Source organism: Streptomyces sp. NPDC088923, assembly GCF_044749745.1.
GTDB lineage: Bacteria > Actinomycetota > Actinomycetes > Streptomycetales > Streptomycetaceae > Streptomyces.
The window spans coordinates 228,362-247,026 of sequence record NZ_JBIVIO010000005.1 but is presented as its reverse complement, the minus strand read 5'-3'; the positions used below and the strand labels follow the sequence as shown (position 1 = coordinate 247,026).

Annotated in this window: 16 protein-coding genes; 3 read left to right on the top strand and 13 right to left on the bottom strand. The window is 71.9% G+C overall.

Translation table 11 applies throughout. From position 1 onward, the window contains the following. The first annotated feature begins 134 nt into the window (after positions 1–134). The gene (locus ACIP4O_RS21415; RefSeq protein WP_401576567.1) at positions 135–1,211 is read left to right on the top strand and encodes a bile acid:sodium symporter family protein; all 1,077 of its coding nucleotides are present in this window, start codon (positions 135–137) and stop codon (positions 1,209–1,211) included. Between the two features lie 6 nt (positions 1,212–1,217). Here the strand turns inward: ACIP4O_RS21415 and cas6e are convergent, their stop codons facing one another. From cas6e to ACIP4O_RS21385, 6 genes are all read right to left on the bottom strand, one after another. Next, positions 1,218–1,937, bottom strand: a complete 720-nt coding sequence (gene cas6e, locus ACIP4O_RS21410; RefSeq protein WP_401576565.1) for a type I-E CRISPR-associated protein Cas6/Cse3/CasE — start codon at positions 1,935–1,937, stop codon at positions 1,218–1,220. Beyond that, on the bottom strand, positions 1,934–2,806 hold the full coding sequence (gene cas5e, locus ACIP4O_RS21405; protein ID WP_401576563.1) for a type I-E CRISPR-associated protein Cas5/CasD: 873 nt from the start codon (positions 2,804–2,806) through the stop codon (positions 1,934–1,936). The genes cas6e and cas5e overlap by 4 nt, the downstream gene beginning before the upstream one ends. Beyond that, positions 2,803–4,167 (bottom strand): type I-E CRISPR-associated protein Cas7/Cse4/CasC, encoded by a 1,365-nt coding sequence (locus ACIP4O_RS21400; RefSeq protein WP_401576561.1) that lies wholly within the window; start codon positions 4,165–4,167, stop codon positions 2,803–2,805. Before ACIP4O_RS21400 ends, cas5e begins: the two co-directional genes overlap by 4 nt. Positions 4,168–4,201: 34 nt before the next feature. Further along, positions 4,202–4,759, bottom strand: coding sequence for a type I-E CRISPR-associated protein Cse2/CasB (casB, locus tag ACIP4O_RS21395; protein WP_401576559.1), 558 nt, complete (start codon positions 4,757–4,759; stop codon positions 4,202–4,204). Continuing rightward, positions 4,743–6,275, bottom strand: a complete 1,533-nt coding sequence (locus tag ACIP4O_RS21390; protein ID WP_401576557.1) for a type I-E CRISPR-associated protein Cse1/CasA — start codon at positions 6,273–6,275, stop codon at positions 4,743–4,745. Before ACIP4O_RS21390 ends, casB begins: the two co-directional genes overlap by 17 nt. 659 nt (positions 6,276–6,934) lie before the next feature. After that, positions 6,935–7,138, bottom strand: a complete 204-nt coding sequence (locus tag ACIP4O_RS21385) for a hypothetical protein (RefSeq protein ID WP_401576555.1) — start codon at positions 7,136–7,138, stop codon at positions 6,935–6,937. Positions 7,139–7,319: 181 nt separating this feature from the next. Between ACIP4O_RS21385 and ACIP4O_RS21380 the strand changes: the two genes are divergently transcribed. Continuing rightward, entirely contained in the window at positions 7,320–11,126 is a 3,807-nt protein-coding gene (locus ACIP4O_RS21380) for a hypothetical protein (protein WP_401576553.1), read from the top strand. 13 nt (positions 11,127–11,139) lie between these two features. Here ACIP4O_RS21380 and ACIP4O_RS21375 read toward each other — a convergent pair whose 3' ends face one another. The 7 genes from ACIP4O_RS21375 to argC form a co-directional block, all read right to left on the bottom strand. Beyond that, positions 11,140–11,844 carry a restriction endonuclease gene (locus tag ACIP4O_RS21375; protein ID WP_401576551.1) on the bottom strand — a complete coding sequence of 235 codons (705 nt, stop codon included), beginning with the start codon at positions 11,842–11,844 and terminating at the stop codon, positions 11,140–11,142. Between the two features lie 106 nt (positions 11,845–11,950). Next, the gene (locus ACIP4O_RS21370) at positions 11,951–12,496 is read right to left on the bottom strand and encodes an arginine repressor (RefSeq protein WP_164290076.1); all 546 of its coding nucleotides are present in this window, start codon (positions 12,494–12,496) and stop codon (positions 11,951–11,953) included. A gap of 16 nt (positions 12,497–12,512) precedes the next feature. After that, the gene (locus ACIP4O_RS21365; protein ID WP_401576826.1) at positions 12,513–13,670 is read right to left on the bottom strand and encodes an acetylornithine transaminase; all 1,158 of its coding nucleotides are present in this window, start codon (positions 13,668–13,670) and stop codon (positions 12,513–12,515) included. Between the two features lie 50 nt (positions 13,671–13,720). Further along, the gene (gene argB / locus ACIP4O_RS21360) at positions 13,721–14,740 is read right to left on the bottom strand and encodes an acetylglutamate kinase (RefSeq protein ID WP_401576548.1); all 1,020 of its coding nucleotides are present in this window, start codon (positions 14,738–14,740) and stop codon (positions 13,721–13,723) included. After that, positions 14,737–15,888 (bottom strand): bifunctional glutamate N-acetyltransferase/amino-acid acetyltransferase ArgJ, encoded by a 1,152-nt coding sequence (gene argJ / locus ACIP4O_RS21355; protein ID WP_401576546.1) that lies wholly within the window; start codon positions 15,886–15,888, stop codon positions 14,737–14,739. The genes argB and argJ overlap by 4 nt, the downstream gene beginning before the upstream one ends. Before the next feature lie 6 nt (positions 15,889–15,894). After that, positions 15,895–16,020: a hypothetical protein gene (locus ACIP4O_RS21350; RefSeq protein ID WP_361327778.1), complete on the bottom strand. Its 126-nt coding sequence runs from the start codon at positions 16,018–16,020 to the stop codon at positions 15,895–15,897. Further along, positions 16,017–17,045, bottom strand: coding sequence for an N-acetyl-gamma-glutamyl-phosphate reductase (argC, locus tag ACIP4O_RS21345; protein WP_401576544.1), 1,029 nt, complete (start codon positions 17,043–17,045; stop codon positions 16,017–16,019). The genes ACIP4O_RS21350 and argC overlap by 4 nt, the downstream gene beginning before the upstream one ends. Before the next feature lie 417 nt (positions 17,046–17,462). On the opposite strand from argC, the gene ACIP4O_RS21340 reads away from it, so the two are divergent. Then, positions 17,463–18,659: an alanine--tRNA ligase-related protein gene (locus ACIP4O_RS21340; RefSeq protein WP_401576542.1), complete on the top strand. Its 1,197-nt coding sequence runs from the start codon at positions 17,463–17,465 to the stop codon at positions 18,657–18,659. Positions 18,660–18,665 lie beyond the last annotated feature (6 nt).

Here is an 18,665-nt window from a genome sequence, read left to right as displayed (position 1 = left end):
ACCGGGGGAACCCGAGTTTGTCGTGACCGCATCATGAGACGCGCTTGCGCGTCCGTGAGACGGAGCGGTTGCATTGGCAAATGCCGTCCCCCGCTCAGCCGTCCTCCGCGGAGCCCACGGAGCCCTCGCAGCCCGTGGAGCCTTCACAGCCCACGGAGCCCTCGCGGTCCTCGAAGACCCCGGTTCCCGCGCAGTCCCAGACACCCGGACGCCCCCCGGCCTCCTCCCCGGCCCCCTCCCCCGCCGCCGACCGCGCCGCCAAGCTCGCCGTCACCGTCTTCCCCGCGCTCGTCCTGCTCGCGGGCGCGGCCGGGCTGCTCGCGCCGGGCACCTTCGACGGGTGGTCGGCGAACGTGCCGTACCTGCTCGGCGTCGTCATGTTCTGCATGGGCCTGACGATGACGCCGCTCGACTTCAAGGGCGTCGCGCGGCGCCCCTGGGCGGTGCTCATCGGGCTCGTGGCGCACTACGTGATCATGCCGGGGCTCGGCTGGCTCGTGGCCCATCTCCTGGGCCTGTCGCCGCAGTTGGCGGCCGGAGTGATCCTCGTCGGCTGTGCGCCGAGCGGGACCGCCTCGAACGTGGTGACCTTCCTCGCGCGCGGCGACGTCGCGCTCTCCGTCTCGGTCGCGACCGTGTCGACCGTGCTCGCTCCGCTCATCACGCCGCCGCTGACGCTCCTCCTCGCCGGCACGTACCTGCCCGTGGACGCGGGGGCCATGGTGGGCGACATCCTGAAGACGGTGCTGCTCCCCGTACTCGGCGGGCTGCTCGTACGGTTCGTCGCCGGGCGGCTCGTGACGCGTGTCCTCGGCGTCATGCCGTGGCTCTCCTCGGTCGCGATCGCGGCGATCGTCGCGGCCGTCGTCGCGGCGAGCGCCGACAGCATCAAGTCCGCGGCGGCGGCCGTACTGCTCGCCGTCGTCCTCCACAACGGCCTTGGTCTCGCGCTCGGTTACGGAGCGGGCAAGCTCACCCGCCTCGGCCCGCCCGCGAGCCGCGCCATGGCCTTCGAGGTCGGCATGCAGAACTCCGGTCTCGCCGCCTCCCTCGCGACGGCCCACTTCAGCCCGCTCGCCGCCCTGCCCGCCGCCGTCTTCTCGGTGTGGCACAACATCTCGGGCGCGCTCGTCGCGGCCGTCATGGCCCACCGCTCGCGCCGCGCCGAGCGCCCGCGCACGGGAACGACCGCGCCGGAGCCGACTCCCTGAGTCCCCTCACCGCACCAGCAACAACCCGCAGCTGTACGCCCGTCCGTGGCCGATCCCCCTGGTCAGCGCGGCGACGAAGGCGACCGGGTCGGTGACGGTCAACCGGCCCTTGACCTCGGTCCTGCCCAGCTTCAGCCCCCGGTGCGCGGAGTTGCTCGTGGCCTTGGGCAGCAGCCGTACCGTGAGCCGCCCGGGTTCCGCGTCCGCGCCGATCCGTACCACCCCGTCGGGCGCGACGGCCGGTTCCCCGGCCGGCTGGAGCCTGCGGGCGAACCAGTCGCGGGCGTGTTCGGGAGTCGTGTGGGAGACGCGCCTGCCGCGCGCTGTCGGCGCGTCGGTGGACGACTTGCGGTTGCGTACGGCGTTGACGACCGTACGGAAGACGAGTTCGTCCCCCGCCCGGTAGCGCGCGTCGACCGTGTGGACCTCGGGCCGCTCGGCGAGCGCGGCACGCGGGATGCGGTCCCAGTCGGCGGGCACGCCGGACTGCACGACGAGGTGGAGTCGGGCCTCCTTGAGGTTGAGGCTCCAGGTGGAGAGGACGTTCATCTGGGCGCGCGCGTCCCGGCTGCCGTCGTCGACCCAGCCGGGGAAGCCGCCCATCACCGTGCGGTGCATGTCCTGCGCGTCGGCGAGCGACTTGGCGGTGAAGGGATGACGGGCATCGAGGGTGAGCAGGCTGTGCGTCGCCACGAACCGGGCGACGGGAGCGGATGTCGTCGTCACGGGATGAGGTCCTCCCATTCGCCGTGCAGGCGGTCGAGACGGATACGGTGCCGGACTTCCCAGCGCAGGCCGTGATCGGGACCGTCGGCACTGAAGTGCAGGGGCTGGTCGCGCAGGTGCGTGGCACCGGCGACGGGGACGCGCGACTCGGTCCAGGCGAGGCGGTACGGGGCGGGGCTCCCCCCGGCGGCGCCGGTGGGACGGGCAGGGGGACCAGGGAGGAGGGGGCTGCTCGCGAAGAGGTGTTCGAGGGTGCCCGCCACGACGCCCAGCGCCAATTGTCCGGAGGGAGGGCACGACTTGCGCCCCAGCCACAGGAGTCGCCGCGGGTGTTCGAGGGCATGGGCGATCCGGTCGAGCAGTGCCCTGTCCGGGCTCTCCAGACCCGCGAGGAACGTGGCGTCGGCGAGGTACCAGCGCTCGGTGAGCAGCGTGTGCCGCCGCTGTTCCTCCGAGATCAGGGTGCCGGAGACCGGGTCCGCGGCGATCTTCTTGGGCGCCCCGTACCAGTGGTCGACCTCGTGGTGCCCGAAGAGTCCCTCGGGCGCCGGCTCCAGGGAGGGCAGGGCCTCGGCGGCCTTCGCCCGGCGGTGATCGGTGACCAGGTCGCGGGGGCGCAGCGGGAATTTCCCGCCGCCGGCCGTGTGGTAGTCGCGCTTCGGCACCCCCGGGTGATCGGCACGCACCCCGAAGCGCACCCCGGCGAGCTCTCCCAGCGGCTCTTCGTGCGCGATGCCGAGCGCGGCGGCGCACAGTCCGAGCACCCCGGACTTGGTCGGCCGGGCGTGGGTGTCGCGCGTACCGAAGCGGCTGCCGGAGCCCCAGGACTGAAGCGGTGCCGCGAGCCGTACGAAGAGGACGTGGGTCACCGGACGGCGCTCTCGGCCGGTTTCGCGGGCCCCGGAAGGCTCGCGGAGACGGCTTCGTCCACGGTCTCGGGGGTCAGCTCCGGAATGGTCCGCGCCTCCGTCAGGCCCTCGACGGCGGTATTCCTGACCAGTTGGTCGATGAGTGGGTCGAAGGTGAGGACACGAGCGGCACGGAGGTCGGGGCGACGCTCGCTCACGAAAACGTGGTGCCGCAGCAGTCGCTCGACGGCGGCGGGGCCCGCCGGGCCGTCCCCGCCGGGTCCCTCGTCGATCGCGCTCTGGAAGGCGGCGGCGTAGTTGTACGGCCGTTCGCCCTCGAAGGCGAGGACGAGGGCGGGCAGAGAGCCCGTGGACGCGGTCGAATTCTTCTTGGCCTCGGGGAACGCCTCGACGAAGGCGTTGACGAATTCGAGTTCGGCCGCGCGCGCGGTCGATTCGACCTGGTCGGCGGGCATCCCGGCGCCGCGCAGATTACGGCGCAATTGGACGCGGTCGAGGACGGCGTGCCGGTAGAAGGTGCCGGAAATGAGTGACTGATAACCGGTCATCCCGGCTCCGGCGTCGTCGGCCGAGTCGAGGAAACTGACGGCGTTGCGCTTTCGGTCGAGTTTCGCGTCGTCCGCGGCGGCGTAGAAATCGTCTGTTTGTTCTGATTCATGGACGGTGAACGCGTGAGCGCTCTGCACCGCACCATCTACGTTCGGGGAATCCGCGATCTCGGCGAGGAAGCGCCCGTAGAGCGCGATGTCGACCGCGTCGCGGGGCGCTAGCGCGGCGAGAACAGCGTTCTTGGTGGCCGTGGGGAGCGCGGGGAGTTTTTCGGCGGCCGGGGTCTCGGCGTCCTCGGCGGGCTTCTTTCCGCGCGCGCTCTTCTTCTTCGCGGCGGCGGCCTGCGCGTCGGCGTAGGCCCTGCCCCATTCCCGAAGTGCCTCCGCGTTCTCCTCGATGTGCGCGGCGATCCGTTCGCCCGTGTCCGCGTGGGCGAAGACGAGCACCTTCGTCCGGTTGGCCACGGTCGGCTTGTCCGGGGTCCCGAACTTGAGCCCGACGGCTTCGAGTACGGAGCGCGTGAGCTGTACTGCTTCCTCACCGTCCCAGCCGTGCGCCTGCTCCAGCTGCCGCCCGGCGAGCAGCGCCCACTCCCGCGTCCGCACCCCGGTCGCCTGTCCGGCGAGGGCACCTTGGCCGTGATTGGCGCGGTTGCGGGCATGGATGCGTTCGGCCCGCCGCCTGGCCTGACTGGTGATCATGTGCCTTTCGACACCCCCGTACACCAGGGATTTCGGCATTCCGTTCTCGTCCCGGACGGGCAGAACGGCGACGAGGGTTTCCAGCAGGTGCAGCGAGAGGAATTGCTGCACGGACTTCCGTGAAGAAGAAGAGTCCACGTACGTGTCACTTTCCGCGTCGTTGATCGGGCGCGTAGAAATCAACGGACCAGTTGTAGGCGACCCGCGCACCGCGGTCCTCCCACTTCACCAGGTCCTCGATGAGCTCGTCCCACCGTGGCGGGGCCTTGTCGAGTGACCGCAGGCGCGTCACCACGTGCTGCAAGTGCCGCCAGGGCACTCGCCGGCTGGACACCACTCGCGATACGAGCCGTACGGCGCCGGGGTTGGCCGGGCCCCACTCCTTGCCGCCGCCGATCCGTCGCGCGGCTCCCCCGAGGCTGTCGAATCCGTAGGAGGGGACGGACCGGCCCTGGTGGTACACGGCGAAGAGGAACGCGACCCGCTCGAAGAGTTCGCGGTGCTTGTCGCCTCCGAACCACCCGGCCCGGATCTGCGCGTTGGAGGGCTCCCCGGCCCGCCGCAACTCGGCGAGGGTCCCGTTCTCGTGGCTCCGTACGAGTTGTGTGAGCCAGGCGAGGAGGGCGGGGCTGTCGTGGGGGAGTTCGGCGGGCCCGTAGCCGGCAGCTTCTTGTTCCCCGAGCGCTTCAGTACGCTCCGGCATCTCCACGCACCCCTTCTCCTCGAAGCTCTACCGGGGCATCTTCGTGGTTCATCCTTCGCAGGAACAGATCCAATGCCTTGATCTTCGCCTCCGTCACGAGGTCCCGTGCGGGAAGGGAATCGAATTTCCTGTCGAGCAATACATGGGCGGTCTGGCGCATTTCAGCGGCGTAACCGAGGAGAAGGCACTCAGGATTCGAGCCGTAGGCGGCGGTCTCCTGAAGCAGGTCGTTGAAAAGGTCCTCGGCGAATTGCCAGAGTTCCGTGCGCGCGTCGAAGCGGGCGAGGAGCCTGTCCTTGTCGTTCGGGTTCGGCCTGGGGTAGACGGTGTCGAAGGCCACCCAGGCGGCCAGTCCGAGCACGCGGGCGAGATATTCCGCGATGTCCGAGCCGCGCCGGGAGGCATCGTAGAGCTGCTGTTCCATCCCAGGCGCGTAGGGGTAGCAGCCGTCCGACCAGGCGAGAGGGAGCGACTTCTTCGCCACCATACCGACCGCCCACAACTGGTACGGGACCTCGAATCCAAGGCGCTCGTACGGGAGTTTGCCCAAGCGGTACCAGAAGCCGGATTGAGCGGTGCACACGGCGCCGTACAGGGCGTGCGCGTCGCGCCAGACGGCCCGGGCGGGTGAGGCGGCGAGCCACGTGAGCGCGCCGTTCGCCTTCACGTAGGGAACGGCGTCCTCGAAGTGGAGGTCCGGATCGAGGGTGAGCAGTTCACCGGACCCGATGATCACGCGGTCCACCACGATCTCGCCGTCCGGCCCCCATGCGGGGCGCAGCAGTACGCTGCGGCCGAGGTAACTGTGCACGTCGGCGGGCCCGTTCGGCGTACGCCCGCCGGGTCTCCGCGTGAACTCCCGCCGCCCGGTCTTCGGACCCCACGTGGTGTTGAGCCTGCCGCCGGAGCCGCGTACGGGGTAGAGGTTGAGCCGTAAGGTCTCGGCGACCGATTCGCCGAGCGCGACGACCCGCACGCGGCTTTGGAGACGGCCGCCGATGAGGTTGGTGAGCGCGGGACCGTGCTTGTTGTCAGAGATGCGGGCGCGTCCCGGTAGGCCGAACTGGTGCTGCGTCAGCAGGGCGCGGAACGCCTCGGCGGCGGGCAGCGGTTCCTCGTTCTCCAGATGACGGTGGTCCATCAACTGGGCGTAATCGCCAGCGTGTTCCATGACGAGCTGGGCCGGCCCCACTCCGCAGCGGTCCAGGTCCTTGCGCAAGAAATCCGCCTGGCCGAGAGGCTTTCGCGGGTCGAACAGGTTCCACTCCGCGTCGGGCCGCTTGCGCAACCACTTGGCGGCCGGGGAGAGATCCCGCTTCCCGCGCACCCACTCCCGCCACTCGGTGTCGTTCCGGGGGAACACCGCTGCGGCGAAGCAGATCGCGAGCAGGTACTCGATCACCGCGACGGTCTCACCGGGGGTGGCCCCTTCCAAGGCGCTCAGGTCCTCGGCATCTTCGAACAGAGCGCACAGGGAGCGGTGTTCGTGATCGCCCTCTGGAGTGACGACCTGCACGCACGGTTGCTCGCGCGGGTCCCAACGCGTGGGGCGAGCGGGCAGGGGCAACTCATCGGACAAAGACGGAACCCGTTCGCTGTGGGGGCAACAGCACTACCGCTCTCGCTACTTGGTGTGGCGGCAGGAACACTATAAGTCGATACGCCCAGCGATGAGCAAGCTGCGCTGCCGCACCAACGGCAGCGCGCGGCACTCTCGACTCCGCCCGGGCAAGGGCGGGTTGTCCCCGCTGAGGCGGGGATCATCCACTAGGCGCGACCGCCCCAGTCGACGGGCCATCCCCGCTCGGGCGGGGCTGGATTCCAGCCTGCCGACTACGTACAGATCGCGCCAATCACGGCGCCATGTAGTCAGCCCTCTGGATACCTTGGGCGTGCCGCACTGCGGCCCGGAGGGCTCAAGAAACACGTCGCCCCCCGCCCTGGTCAGAGGGCGGGGGACGACGCGGCCCACCAAGGGTTGTCCCTGGCCATTACGAATTGCCAGGGACAACTGCCGCCACGAGCGCGCGCAACGCTTCGATGGCCATGGATTCGACCATCATCACCGCGACGCGCACCGTTACCTCCTTCCTTGGCTTGGCGCCACGGATGGGACGGCCCCTGCCGAATTCGGCGAACTTGGCAGGGGCCGTCCCATCTGCTCCCCACTCGAAGCTAAGACCGCCCCCTCCGTCCCACCAGAACCGTCAGCGCCCGCAGCGCCGCCCGCCGGCAGCCCTCGTTCCGCGTGGTCGCCGCGATGACGGCGACGGCCGCAACCGTGCAGGGCAGGATGACGCGCGCGTAGGCACTGACCACCAGGGCGGTGGCGAGGGCGGGATTCGTAGCGACTTCCATGATTACGGGCAGAGCCGACATGGGGAGCCTCCTTGGGATCTTCCCGGCGACCGTCGCCGGATGGGGACGAGCCAAGCGGCTCGGAGGCGTGCCGCATGAGCTGCCGGAAACGGCTCGGAACCATTTCTTCGCAGGTCAGGGCGCCCCCAAAGAAATTCGAGAAATTTCGGCGCGCGCCTCTCGGGGCCGGAAGGAGACCGTGTTGCCGCAGCAGAACCGGGAGAAGCGCGAGCAGTTGGCGAGCACGCTGACGGCGCTGCGGACGGCCTCGGGACGCAGCACACGCCGCCTCGCGGCGGAGGCGGTCTCCCGTGCGGAACAGGATGGCGGCTCCGGCTCCCCCGACGACACCCGCCGCAAGGCGAAGTCACTCGCGTCCAGGCTCGACAGGTGGTTCGCCGGCACCTTCGTACCCGAGGACAACGCCGAAACCCGTCGTGTCCTCGCTGTTCTGCTGGAGTTGGCCGGAACCGGGATCACCACCGAGGAGGAACTGCGAACCACCCTGGTCGAGGCGCGCGAGGAGGCGGCCGCGGCCAAGGGCGGAAAGGGCACCGACCGGCCGCGCCTCCTTGATCACGCGCCCTCGACCGCCGACGTACCGGAGGCGCTGACCGACGCCCCCGGGCACCGGGCGCTGCGGAACCGGCTGCTCGCCCTGTTCAGTGGGCGGAACTCCGGATACGCGTACGTGCGGGGTGGTCTCGGCAGCGGGAAGACGAGCCTGCTCACCGCTCTCGTACGCGCCGTCCCGCGGGGGATGGACGTGGTGTGCTTCTTCCCGTCGTACGCGGGAAGTTCGCCGGACACGGGCAGCTTCGTCAACATCGTGGGGCGTCAGCTTCCCCTTGATGACACGCGCCTCCGTCCGACCGACGCCCCCAGCTTCCTTCCTGCGCTGCACGAAGCGGTCAAGGAGAGCAAGAAGCAGGGGCGGGCCCTCCTCCTCGTCATCGACGACCTCGACCTGAACTCCGCCTGGGCGCACTCCGCCGGCCGCCGCCCCAGCATCGCCGAGTTGCTGCCCCGGCGCCTCCCCGCCGGCCTGTACGTGGTGGTCGCCGGACTCCGTACCCCGCTCCCCGCGGGCGTACCGGCCACCCACCCGCTGCGCGACCCCGCGAGCTGGTGGACCATGCCGCCCCGCCCCGGCTACGAAGCCGAGTCCGCTCCCGCCCTGGCCGCGATGGCGCGCCTTCGCCCCGATTCGAGCGCCCGGCTGGTCTCCGACGTCCTCGCCATCGTCGACGTGCCCCTTTCCGCTCCCGAACTCGCCGCACTGACGGGCCTGCCCGGCGAGGAGATCGAGCGCGTCGTGAACGGTCCCGAGGGACACTTCCTCATGCTCGACGAGCACCGGCGCAACGGGTACGTGCTGGCGCACCCTCAGCTGCCGACACGCGTACGGGAGGCGGCGGGCGGGGCCGGCGCCGCCTTCGTGCGCAGGGCTCTCGCCTCCTCGGTGGACCGCTGGCGGAGGCAGCTCTGGCCGGCGGAAACGCCCGGCTTCCTCCTGGAGTCCGCCGCCCGGCTCACCGAAACCCCCGCCGAAGCCGTCCGGCTCACGCTCGACCCCTGGCGCCAGGCAGCACTCGTGGTACGCCGAGGCGCCGCCACCGCGCTCACCCATCTCGACGCCCTTCCGCCGCACGAGGCCGGGGCGAGCGTGGAGACCCTGGGGCTCGCCACCGCCTCGTACGCCCTCCTGCGCGGCCGCCTCGGTGACGGCGCCTCACCGGAGCTGCTGCGCGCGCTCGTGGCCGTCGGCGAGACAGAGCGCGCCACGCAGTGGGCGCGGGCGACCGGAGATCTCGTGGACGGAGCGGCGCTGTGCCTCGTCGTGGCCACGGAACTCGCCCGCCGCGGGAAGTCCGGCGGTGAGGACCTGGCTGCCGAGGCATGCGCACGCACCGCCCAGGCACTGAGCGACGGCTCCCTCGACGCGAGCGGTGACGAGCGGGCCGAGGCCCTGACCGCACGGGCACTGGAGTTCCTGGCCGCCTCCGCCCTGGAGGCCCCGTCGCCATCCGCCCGCCGGCTGCTCGCCCAGATCCTCTTCAGCGACGCGGTGGGCGCCAAAGCGCGGGAGCACGCCGCTGCCGACGCGTTCGGGGACGTGGGAGTGGACGCGGTCCATCAGCAAGCCGCCCGCTTGGCCTGTGGGAACCACGAGGAGCGGTGCACGGCAGTGGGCCTGTGGGCCGCGCTTGCACAGGCGGAGTCGAACGGAGGCAACATCGGGGCAAGACAACGGCGAGCGCCGGAGTTCCGCGGGCACATCATCGAGCTGTGCCGGGAGCAGCTGGACCTGCGCACAGCGGGGCTCGCCGACACCCTTCCCACGGTCGACCTGCTGAGCCTCGGGGCGCGGGTGCTCAGCGGTGGCCCCGGAATGAAGGCGGGGAAAGCGCGCGAATTCCTGGACACGGCAAATGAGTTGCTGATGAGCGCGCTACGCGACCCGGGCTCCTTGAACGACGCCGATCAGGGATACCTGCGCTTGGAGGTAGGAGAAACCATCGCGCGTCATTTCGAAGCGTTGGAAGCGGTCCATCCCGATCGCCCACTCGCGGACGCGGAGGAGATCCTTCGCCCCTTCCCCCTCGACGAGAGCGTCCTCGGGCCGGAGGCCATCAGTGCTCCGGAGGCGGTACGAACCGAAGCGGGAGCAGCGATCACGACGCGGCGGCTGGCCGCCGAGAAGCGCGACAGGAAGACCCGACGCGACTACGCCCCGGGGGTGACGCAAAAGCGCGTCCCGCTGCCGACGCCCCGTCCCCGCCCGCTCGGTGAACGCGAACCCGCCGAAGACGACGGTGTAGCAGGGGCGTTCAACGACGTCCACGAGGCCCTCTCCGCCGGGCTCGTCGAGCACGCGCGCGCCCTCCTGGAAAAGGCACTGCCCCCGGACGCGCTCCGCGCGGAGCGGTTGACCGCCGTGTACGAGCGAATGCCCGGGCTGGCCTCGGCACTCGTACGGGAAGGGCAAGGCGCATTGGCCGCTCGCCTGGCCGTACTCCCGGCCTCGGCCCTGTCACGTGTGCCGCTGCTCGCCGCCGCTTCGGTGGCGCACGCGCGGGCCGGGGACCGGGAGTCGGCCGCCGCACTGGCGCGGCAGGCAGCGGGGCGCGCCGCGGAAGCGGGCGGCGCGGCGGACGCCGCGACCACGCTCGACGTGGTGCGGGCCCTCGCCTGCGCGGGGCTCGACGAGGAAGCGCGAGCGGCCGAGAGCGCCGGCTGCGATCAGGCCGGGAAGCAGCCGTCCGAGCAGTACCTCATCCGGCAGCGCGGCGTTCTCCTGCGCGCCGAAGGACTCGCGCTCACGCGGCCCGAAGCCGCGGCCGAGTTCGTGGAAGACCACGTGGCGACCGTACTCAAGCAACTGCACCCGCTGCCGGATCTCGCCGAGTTGCTTCTCCTGCTGCCCAATCCCCGCTCCCCCGGTCCGGAGTTGCGGAAGGCCCTGCGGGCTAAGGGCGCGCTGCGGCCGGGGGTCGCTCGTGACCCGGGGAGCGCGACCGTACGGGCGCTGCTCGCGCGCCTGGACCGGGACCTCGTGCCGGGCGCGGGGCGCGCCCTCCCCGCTGCCGATCTCGGTGTCGGTCCGGTCTCGCGCGCTCTGCTCGCGGTGGCGGAGGGGAAGCCCGTCGCGGCCGTCGTCGCGGCCGTACTGGAGGAGCGGCGGGGACGCCGTACTCGGCCGGAGCGGAGTGCCGAAGCCCTCGCCGCCGCCGCTCGCGCGCTCGTCGGGGCCCCGATGCCGCTGCCGGTGCTGGTGACACCGCAGAGAGGCCACGCCGAGCAGAGGCCGGAGGAGACGGGGCGGTTGGTCGGCCTGGTGTGCGGGCTGGGGCATGTGGCCGATCCGGAGGGCGCGGTACAACTGCTGCGGGGGCTCCTGGAGGAAGGCCCCGCGGACACGGCACTCCGCCTGCTTCCCGACGTGCTGCCCGGGACCGCGCCCGCGCTCGCGGAACTCCACTTCGCCCTCCTCGCGCCTCCGCGGTGAGCGCCGCCTCGGCTCACCCCACCCGCGTCGGCCCCCACGGCGCCGGGGACTCGCCCGCTGTCCACGCCTTCAGTTCCGCCCCGTCGACCAGGCGGATGCCGCAGAAGTCGGCGTAGTCCTTCGCCGGGTCGGTGAAGGTGCTTGTCGTGACCAGCACCGCGAGTTGAGCGCCGTGGACCGTCCAGCAGGTGCCGCCGAAGCGTTGGAGGTCCTGGGAGCCGGTCTTGTGGGTGGGGGCGTAGCGCTTGCACTGGATGACGACGCGGCGGCCGTCGGGGGCCGTGGCCAGGACGTCGGCGCCGAGGTCGCCGGCGCCGCCCACCACCTCGACGTCCTGGCAGCCGTCGCGGCGGCACAGGTCCGCCACCGCCTCTTCGAAGGCGTACGGGTCGATGGGGAGGGTGAGGCCGTCCTGCGGGGCGGCGGTCGTGGGGAGGACCACCGTGGGCTCGGCCGCCGCCGACTCCGCGTCGGCCTCCGCCATGCCGGCGCGGGCCGCGCGGCGCAGTTCGCGGGCGCGGGGCATGCCTCGTACCAGTGCGTAGAGCAGGGGGAGGGAGAGGACGGTGAGGAGGACGGCGGGCAGGGGGTGCCCGCCGGCCCAGTGGGCGAGGCGGAGGAAGAGGAGGGCCACCGCACCGAGGAGGGCGGCGGCCAGGCCCAGGGTCAGGAGGGTCGCGCGGGTGCGTACCCGCGCCTGCTGTCCGCCGTATGCCATGAAACCCGCCCCTCGTCACGCGTCCGTTGTGACGATCGTGTGCCCACCGGGGCGGATTTCATGATCATGTGGCCGGAAATCCGGAAGCCGGAAACCGGGCGCCCGCTCACCCCACCCGTGCCGCCAGCCGCAGCAGGTGGTCGGCGAGTTGCTGGCCGCCCGCCGGGTCGCGGCTGATCAGGAGCAGTGTGTCGTCGCCCGCGATCGTGCCGAGGATGTCGTGGAGTTCGGCCTGGTCGATCGCGGAGGCGAGGAACTGGGCCGCGCCCGGCGGGGTGCGCAGGACGACGAGGTTGGCGCTGGCTTCGGCGGAGATGAGGAGCTCGGAGGAGAGCCTGCGCATCCGCTCCTCCTTGGCGGACTCGCCGAGCGGGGCGCGCGGGGTGCGGAATCCGCCCTCGCTCGGCACCGCGTAGATGAGGTCGCCGTCGTTGTTGCGGATCTTCACCGCGTTGAGTTCGTCCAGGTCCCTGGAGAGGGTGGCCTGGGTGACGGTGAGTCCGTCGTCGGCGAGCAGTTTCGCCAGCATGCTCTGGGAGCGCACCGGTTGCCGGTTGAGGATGTCCACGATCCTGCGGTGCCGCGCGGTGCGCGTCTGCGGCACCGCGGGCCCGGCCTGCTCGTTGTCCTGCGCCTGACTCGCCTGACTCATCGTCGTCGTCCCACTCTCATCGGCCCGCGTGCGTCCCTTCTCCCGCCGCCGCGTCCAGCACCCCAGGGAGCGCGGCCAGGAAGGCGTCCGCCTCGGCCTCGCCGAGGTTCAGCGGCGGCATGAGCCGTACGACGTCGGGGGCCGGGGCGTTGACAAGGAGTCCGGCGTCCTGGGCGGCCTGCTGCACCTGGGGGGCGCGCGGCTCGGTGAGCACGATACCCAGCAGCAGCCCGGCGCCGCGGACGTGGGCGACGAGGGGATGCCCGAGTTGCTCGATTCCCTCGCGCAGCCGCTCCCCGGTGCGCTTGGCGCGGTCGAGGAGGTGCTCGTTCTCGATGGTGTCGAGTACGGCGAGCCCGGCGGCGCAGGCCACGGGGTTGCCCGCGAAGGTCGAGCCGTGGCGGCCCGGCGTGAGGAGCTCGCCCGTCTCGCCGAAGGCGAGGACCGCGCCGAGCGGGAGGCCGCCGCCGAGTGCCTTGGCGAGGGTGACGACGTCGGGGTCGATGCCTTCCTCGGCCTGGTACGCGTACCAGTGGCCCGTACGCCCGATGCCGGTCTGCACCTCGTCGAGGACGAGGAGGGTGCCGGTGGCGCGGGTGATCTCGCGGGCGGCGCGCAGGTAGCCGGCGGGCGGGACGACGACGCCGTTCTCGCCCTGGAGGGGCTCGATGATGACGAGGGCGGTCTCCTCGGTGACGGCCGCGCGCAGGGCCTCGGCGTCTCCGTACGGGACGAAGGTGACGTCGCCGGGGAGCGGCGCGAAGCCGTCCTGCTTGCCGGGCTGGCCGGTGAGCGAGAGGGCGCCCATGGTGCGGCCGTGGAAGCCGCCCGTGGTGGAGACCATGTGGCGGCGCCCGGTGAGGCGGCCGATCTTGAAGGCGGCCTCGTTGGCCTCGGCGCCGGAGTTGCAGAACAGGACGCGTGCGGGGCGGCCCGCGTATCCCACGAGGCGCTCGGCGAGGGCGACGGTCGGCTCGGCCATGAAGAAGTTGGAGATGTGGCCGAGCGAGGCGATCTGCTTGCTGACGGCCTCGACGATCGCGGGGTGGGCGTGCCCGAGCGCGTTGACGGCGATGCCGCCGACGAGGTCGAGGTAGGCGCGGCCCTCGGTGTCGTACACGGTGGCGCCCTCGCCGCGCGCGAGTTCCAGGCGCGGGGTGCCGTAGTTGTTCATCAGGGTGTGCTGCCAGCGCCCGGTCAGGGGGTGCGGCTGCTCGGTGGCGGTCACGGGGTCTGCCTTTCCGTGGCGGGCTCGGCGGCGGCCGGGGCGGTGGCCCGCGGGTCGTCGTCCACGACCATCGTGCCGATGCCCTCGTCGGTGAAGATCTCCAGGAGGATGGAGTGCTGGACGCGCCCGTCGATGACCCGGGCGGTGCGGACGCCGTTGCGGACGGCGTGCAGGCAGCCCTCCATCTTCGGGACCATGCCGCTCGCCAGCTCGGGCAGCAGCTTCTCCAGCTGGTTCGCGGTGAGGCGGCTGATGACCTCGTCGCTGTGCGGCCAGTCCTCGTACAGGCCCTCGACGTCGGTGAGGACCATGAGGGTCTCGGCACCGAGCGCCGCGGCGAGCGCGGCGGCGGCGGTGTCGGCGTTGACGTTGTAGACGTGGTCGTCGTCGGCGCTGCGGGCGATCGAGGAGACGACGGGGATACGGCCGTCGTCGAGCAGCGTCTCGATGGCGCCCGTGTCGATCGCGGTGATCTCGCCGACGCGCCCGATGTCGACCAGCTCGCCCTCGATGCGCGGGAGGTGCTTGGTCGCGGTGATGGTGTGCGCGTCCTCGCCGGTGAGGCCGATGGCGAGCGGGCCGTGCTGGTTGAGCAGGCCGACCAGTTCGCGCTGGACCTGTCCGGCGAGCACCATCCGGACGACGTCCATCGCCTCGGGCGTCGTGACGCGCAGGCCCGCGCGGAACTCGCTGACCAGGCCCTCCTTGTCGAGCTGGGCGTTGATCTGCGGGCCGCCGCCGTGCACGACGACGGGGCGGAGCCCGGCGTGCCGCAGGAAGACGACGTCCTGCGCGAAGGCGGCCTTCAGCTCCTCGTCGACCATGGCGTTGCCGCCGAACTTGATGACGACGGTCTTGCCCTGGTGGCGGGTGATCCAGGGCAGGGCCTCGATGAGGATCTGGGCCTTGGGGAGGGCGGTGTGCTTGCGGGTCGCCCCGGCGGCCGCCTTGGTCTCGTCGCTCGTGACGGGCTTGGTCTCGTCGCTCGTGACGGGCTTGGTCTCGTCGCTGCTCATGAGGAGTACGCGCTGTTCTCGTGGACGTAGTCGGCGGTGAGGTCGTTGGTCCAGATCTCGGCCGAGGCGTCCCCGGCGGCGAGGTCGGCGGTGATGACGACCTCGCGGTAGCGCATGTCGACGAGGGTGCGGTCCTCGCCGACGGAGCCGTTCTTGCAGACCCACACGCCGTTGATGGCGACGTTGAGGCGGTCGGGCTCGAAGGCGGCGTCGGTGGTGCCGATCGCGGAGAGGACGCGGCCCCAGTTGGGGTCCTCGCCGTGGACGGCGCACTTGAGGAGGTTGTTGCGGGCGATGACGCGGCCCACCGTGACGGCCTCGTCCTCGTTCGCCGCGTTCACGACCTCGATGCGGATGTCCTTGCTCGCGCCCTCGGCGTCGCCGATGAGCTGGCGGGCGAGGTCGGCGCAGACCTCCCGTACCGCCGCGGTGAACTCGTCCTCGGCGGGCGTCGTGCCGCTCGCGCCGGAGGCGAGGAGGAGCACGGTGTCGTTGGTGGACATGCAGCCGTCGGAGTCGACGCGGTCGAAGGTGACGTGGGTCGCGGCGCGCAGGGCGCGGTCGAGCGCCGGGCTGTCGAGGTCGGCGTCGGTGGTGAGGACGACGAGCATCGTGGCGAGGCCGGGGGCGAGCATGCCCGCGCCCTTGGCCATGCCGCCGACGCTCCAGCCGTCCCGCTGGGCGACGGCCGTCTTGTGGACGGTGTCGGTGGTCTTGATGGCGAGGGCGGCCTTCTCGCCGCCGTGCTCGCTGAGCGCGGCGACGGCGGTGTCGACGCCGGGGAGCAGCTTGTCCATGGGCAGCAGTTCGCCGATGAGGCCGGTCGAGGCGATGGCGATCTCGCCGGCGTGGTGGCCGAGGGCCGCGGCTGCGCGCTCGGCTGTCGCGTGGGTGTCCTGGAAGCCACGCGGGCCGGTACAGGCGTTGGCGCCGCCGGAGTTGAGGACGACGGCGGAGACCTGGCCGCCCTTGAGGACCTGCTCGGACCACAGGACGGGGGCGGCCTTGACGCGGTTGGACGTGAAGACTCCGGCGGCGGCGAGGCGCGGCCCCTGGTTGACGACGAGGGCGAGGTCGGGCTGTCCCGACGACTTGATCCCGGCGGCGATGCCCGCCGCCGTGAATCCCTGGGGTGCGGTGACGCTCACGGTGTCTCAGGTCTCCTTGGGCTTGTTCCGCGCCGCGGTGCGGAGGGCGGCGCGCAGCCGGTTCGTCAGAAGGGTGATCAGGGGGGCGCCGGAGTCGTGCGGGTTCCGGTGCGCGGGGCGGGTCCGGCTCATGGCGCGATCCCGGCGGCGGGCAGGCCCGTGGTCTCGGGGAGGCCGAGGGCGAGGTTCATGCTCTGGATCGCGCCGCCCGCGGTGCCCTTGGCGAGGTTGTCGATTGCCGCGAGGACGAGGACGCGCCCGGCGGCGGGGTCGTGGGCGACCTGGAGCTGTACGTGGTTGGAGCCGAGTACGGCGCCGGTGTTCGGCCACTGGCCCTCGGGCAGCAGGTGCACGTACGGCTCGTCGGCGTACGCCTTCTCGTACGTCTCTCGCAGCCGCGCCGCGTCGACGCCCGGCTTCGCCTTGGCGCTGCACGTGGCGAGGATGCCGCGCGGCATGGGGGCGAGGGTGGGGGTGAAGGAGACGGTGACGCGGTGGCCCGCGGCGGCGCTGAGGTTCTGGATCATCTCGGGGGTGTGCCGGTGGCCGCCGCCGACGCCGTACGGGGACATCGCGCCCATGACCTCGCTGCCGAGCAGGTGCGGCTTGGCCGCCTTGCCCGCGCCGGAGGTGCCCGAGGCGGCGACGATCACGGCGTCGTCCTCGACGATCCCGGCCGCGTAGGCGGGGACGAGGGCGAGCGAGACGGCGGTCGGGTAGCAGCCGGGGACGGCGATGCGGCGCGTGCCCGCGAGCGCGGCGCGGGCGCCGGGCAGCTCGGGGAGGCCGTAGGGCCAGGTGCCGGCGTGGGGGGTGCCGTAGAAGGTCTCCCAGTCGGCGGCGTCCTTGAGCCGGAAGTCGGCGCCCATGTCGATGACGAGGACGTCGTCGCCGAGTTGCTCCGCGACGGCGGCGGACTGGCCGTGCGGGAGGCCGAGGAAGACGACGTCGTGCCCGGCGAGGCTCTCGGCGCTCGTCGCTTCGAGCACGCGGTCGGCGAGGGGCGCGAGGTGCGGCTGGAGCGCGCCGAGTCGCTGCCCCGCGTTGGAGTTCGCCGTGACCGCGCCGATCTCCACCCCGGGGTGGGCGAGAAGCAGCCGCAGCACCTCTCCGCCCGCGTATCCACTGGCTCCGGCGACTGCCGCGCGTACCGTCATGAGGACCTCCTACCTGAGAGCATGACTATACATTCGCCCGCAGAACTATGCAATAAAAGGACGCATGGGCGACGCAAGGGGACGCCACCCCGCCCCCCTCCGGCCGCACAAGCTTAGGTGAGCCTAACCTTCCTGACGCCGGACGAGCGGCCGCGAGCGCGCCCGGCTCCGTGCCCCGGCGAAAACCACCCGCCACTACGCCCGTCCCCGCGTTATCCTTGCCCCCATGAACGTCACCGGCCGATGCACCACCGCGACCGCGCGAGCGCCCCGCTCCCCGGTCGCCGCCGCCTGACGTACTCCCCCTCTTCTCCACCGGCGACCGGAACACGGTCCCCGGTGGTTCTTCGCGCTCGCGCGACACGCGTGTCTCCGGTGGTCCGCGGTTCCGGCACCCGTACCGCGAAGGACATCGCCATGACGAAGCTCACCACCGAAGAGATCAGCCGCCGCTTCACCGAGTTCTACGAGGAGCGCGGCCACGCCCGGATCACCGGCTCGACGCTGCTGCCACCGCCCGGTGACGACTCCGTGCTCTTCACCACCTCGGGGATGCACCCGCTCACCCCGCACCTCGAAGGCCGTCCGCACCCGCTCGGGCGGCGGCTCGTGAACGTGCAGCGGTGCCTGCGCACGACGGACCTGGAGGAAGTCGGGGACCCGACCCACCTCACCGTCTTCGAGATGCTCGGCACGTGGTCGCTCGGCGACTACGAGGGGCCGCGCAGCCTGGAGTGGGGGTACGAACTCCTCACGAACGGGCTCGGGATCGATCCGCGGCTCCTGCACACCACCGTCTTCGGCGGCGACGAGCGGGTGGGCCCCGACCTCGCCTCGCTGGAGGTGTGGGAGCGGCTCGGCGTGCCCGTCGAGCGGACCGGGGAGGACAACTGGTGGTCGAACGGGCCGACCGGCCCCTGCGGTCCGGACTCGGAGATCTTCCTGTGGACCGGGGACGGGCCGCCCCGGTCCACGCCGACGGGTGACGAGCGCTGGGTCGAGGTGTGGAACCACGTCATGATGCGCCACCGCCGCCTCCCCGACGGCTCCCTCGTCCCGCTCCCCCAGCGCAACGTCGACACCGGACTCGGGCTCGAACGGCTCGCCTCGCTGCTCCAGGGGGAACGCTCCGTCTTCCACGGTGACGTCTTCGAGCCGTGGCGGCGGCTGCTCCCGCCGCTGTGGGAGCTCGACGAGACCTCGCTGCGGCTCGTGAGCGACCACGTGCGCTCGGCCGTCGTCGTCATCGGCGACGGCGTACGGCCCGCCGCCACGGGACGCGGGTACGTACTGCGGCGCCTCGTGCGACGGGCCCTGACGACCCTGTGGCGGTCCGATCCCTCCTCCGGCTTCGAAGAGTTGCCCCGCGAGTTGGTGACGGGGACGCTCGGCCACTTCGGGCAGGGCGGCGAGGACCCCGAGACGGTACGGAGGGTGCTCGGGACCCTCGGCGACGAGGAGACCCGCTTCCGCTCGCTGCTCGACCGGGGCCGCCGTGTCCTCGCCGCCCCGCGCTTCCGGGGCCCGCTCTCCGAGGACGACCTGCACTACCTGCACGACACGCACGGCCTGCCGCGCGACCTCGTGGAGAGCCTGCGCGGGGAAGGGGCCTGAGCGCGC

Coding starts and splice junctions, on each gene's coding strand:
- ACIP4O_RS21385 (WP_401576555.1), bottom strand. CDS start 7,138: ATGTCGGCTCTGCCCGTAATCATGGAAGTCGCTACGAATCCCGCCCTC.
- casB (WP_401576559.1), bottom strand. CDS start 4,759: ATGCCGGAGCGTACTGAAGCGCTCGGGGAACAAGAAGCTGCCGGCTAC.
- argC (WP_401576544.1), bottom strand. CDS start 17,045: ATGACGGTACGCGCGGCAGTCGCCGGAGCCAGTGGATACGCGGGCGGA.
- argB (WP_401576548.1), bottom strand. CDS start 14,740: ATGAGCAGCGACGAGACCAAGCCCGTCACGAGCGACGAGACCAAGCCC.
- ACIP4O_RS21365 (WP_401576826.1), bottom strand. CDS start 13,670: ATGAACAACTACGGCACCCCGCGCCTGGAACTCGCGCGCGGCGAGGGC.
- ACIP4O_RS21340 (WP_401576542.1), top strand. CDS start 17,463: ATGACGAAGCTCACCACCGAAGAGATCAGCCGCCGCTTCACCGAGTTC.
- ACIP4O_RS21350 (WP_361327778.1), bottom strand. CDS start 16,020: ATGAGCCGGACCCGCCCCGCGCACCGGAACCCGCACGACTCCGGCGCC.
- ACIP4O_RS21375 (WP_401576551.1), bottom strand. CDS start 11,844: ATGGCATACGGCGGACAGCAGGCGCGGGTACGCACCCGCGCGACCCTC.
- ACIP4O_RS21370 (WP_164290076.1), bottom strand. CDS start 12,496: ATGAGTCAGGCGAGTCAGGCGCAGGACAACGAGCAGGCCGGGCCCGCG.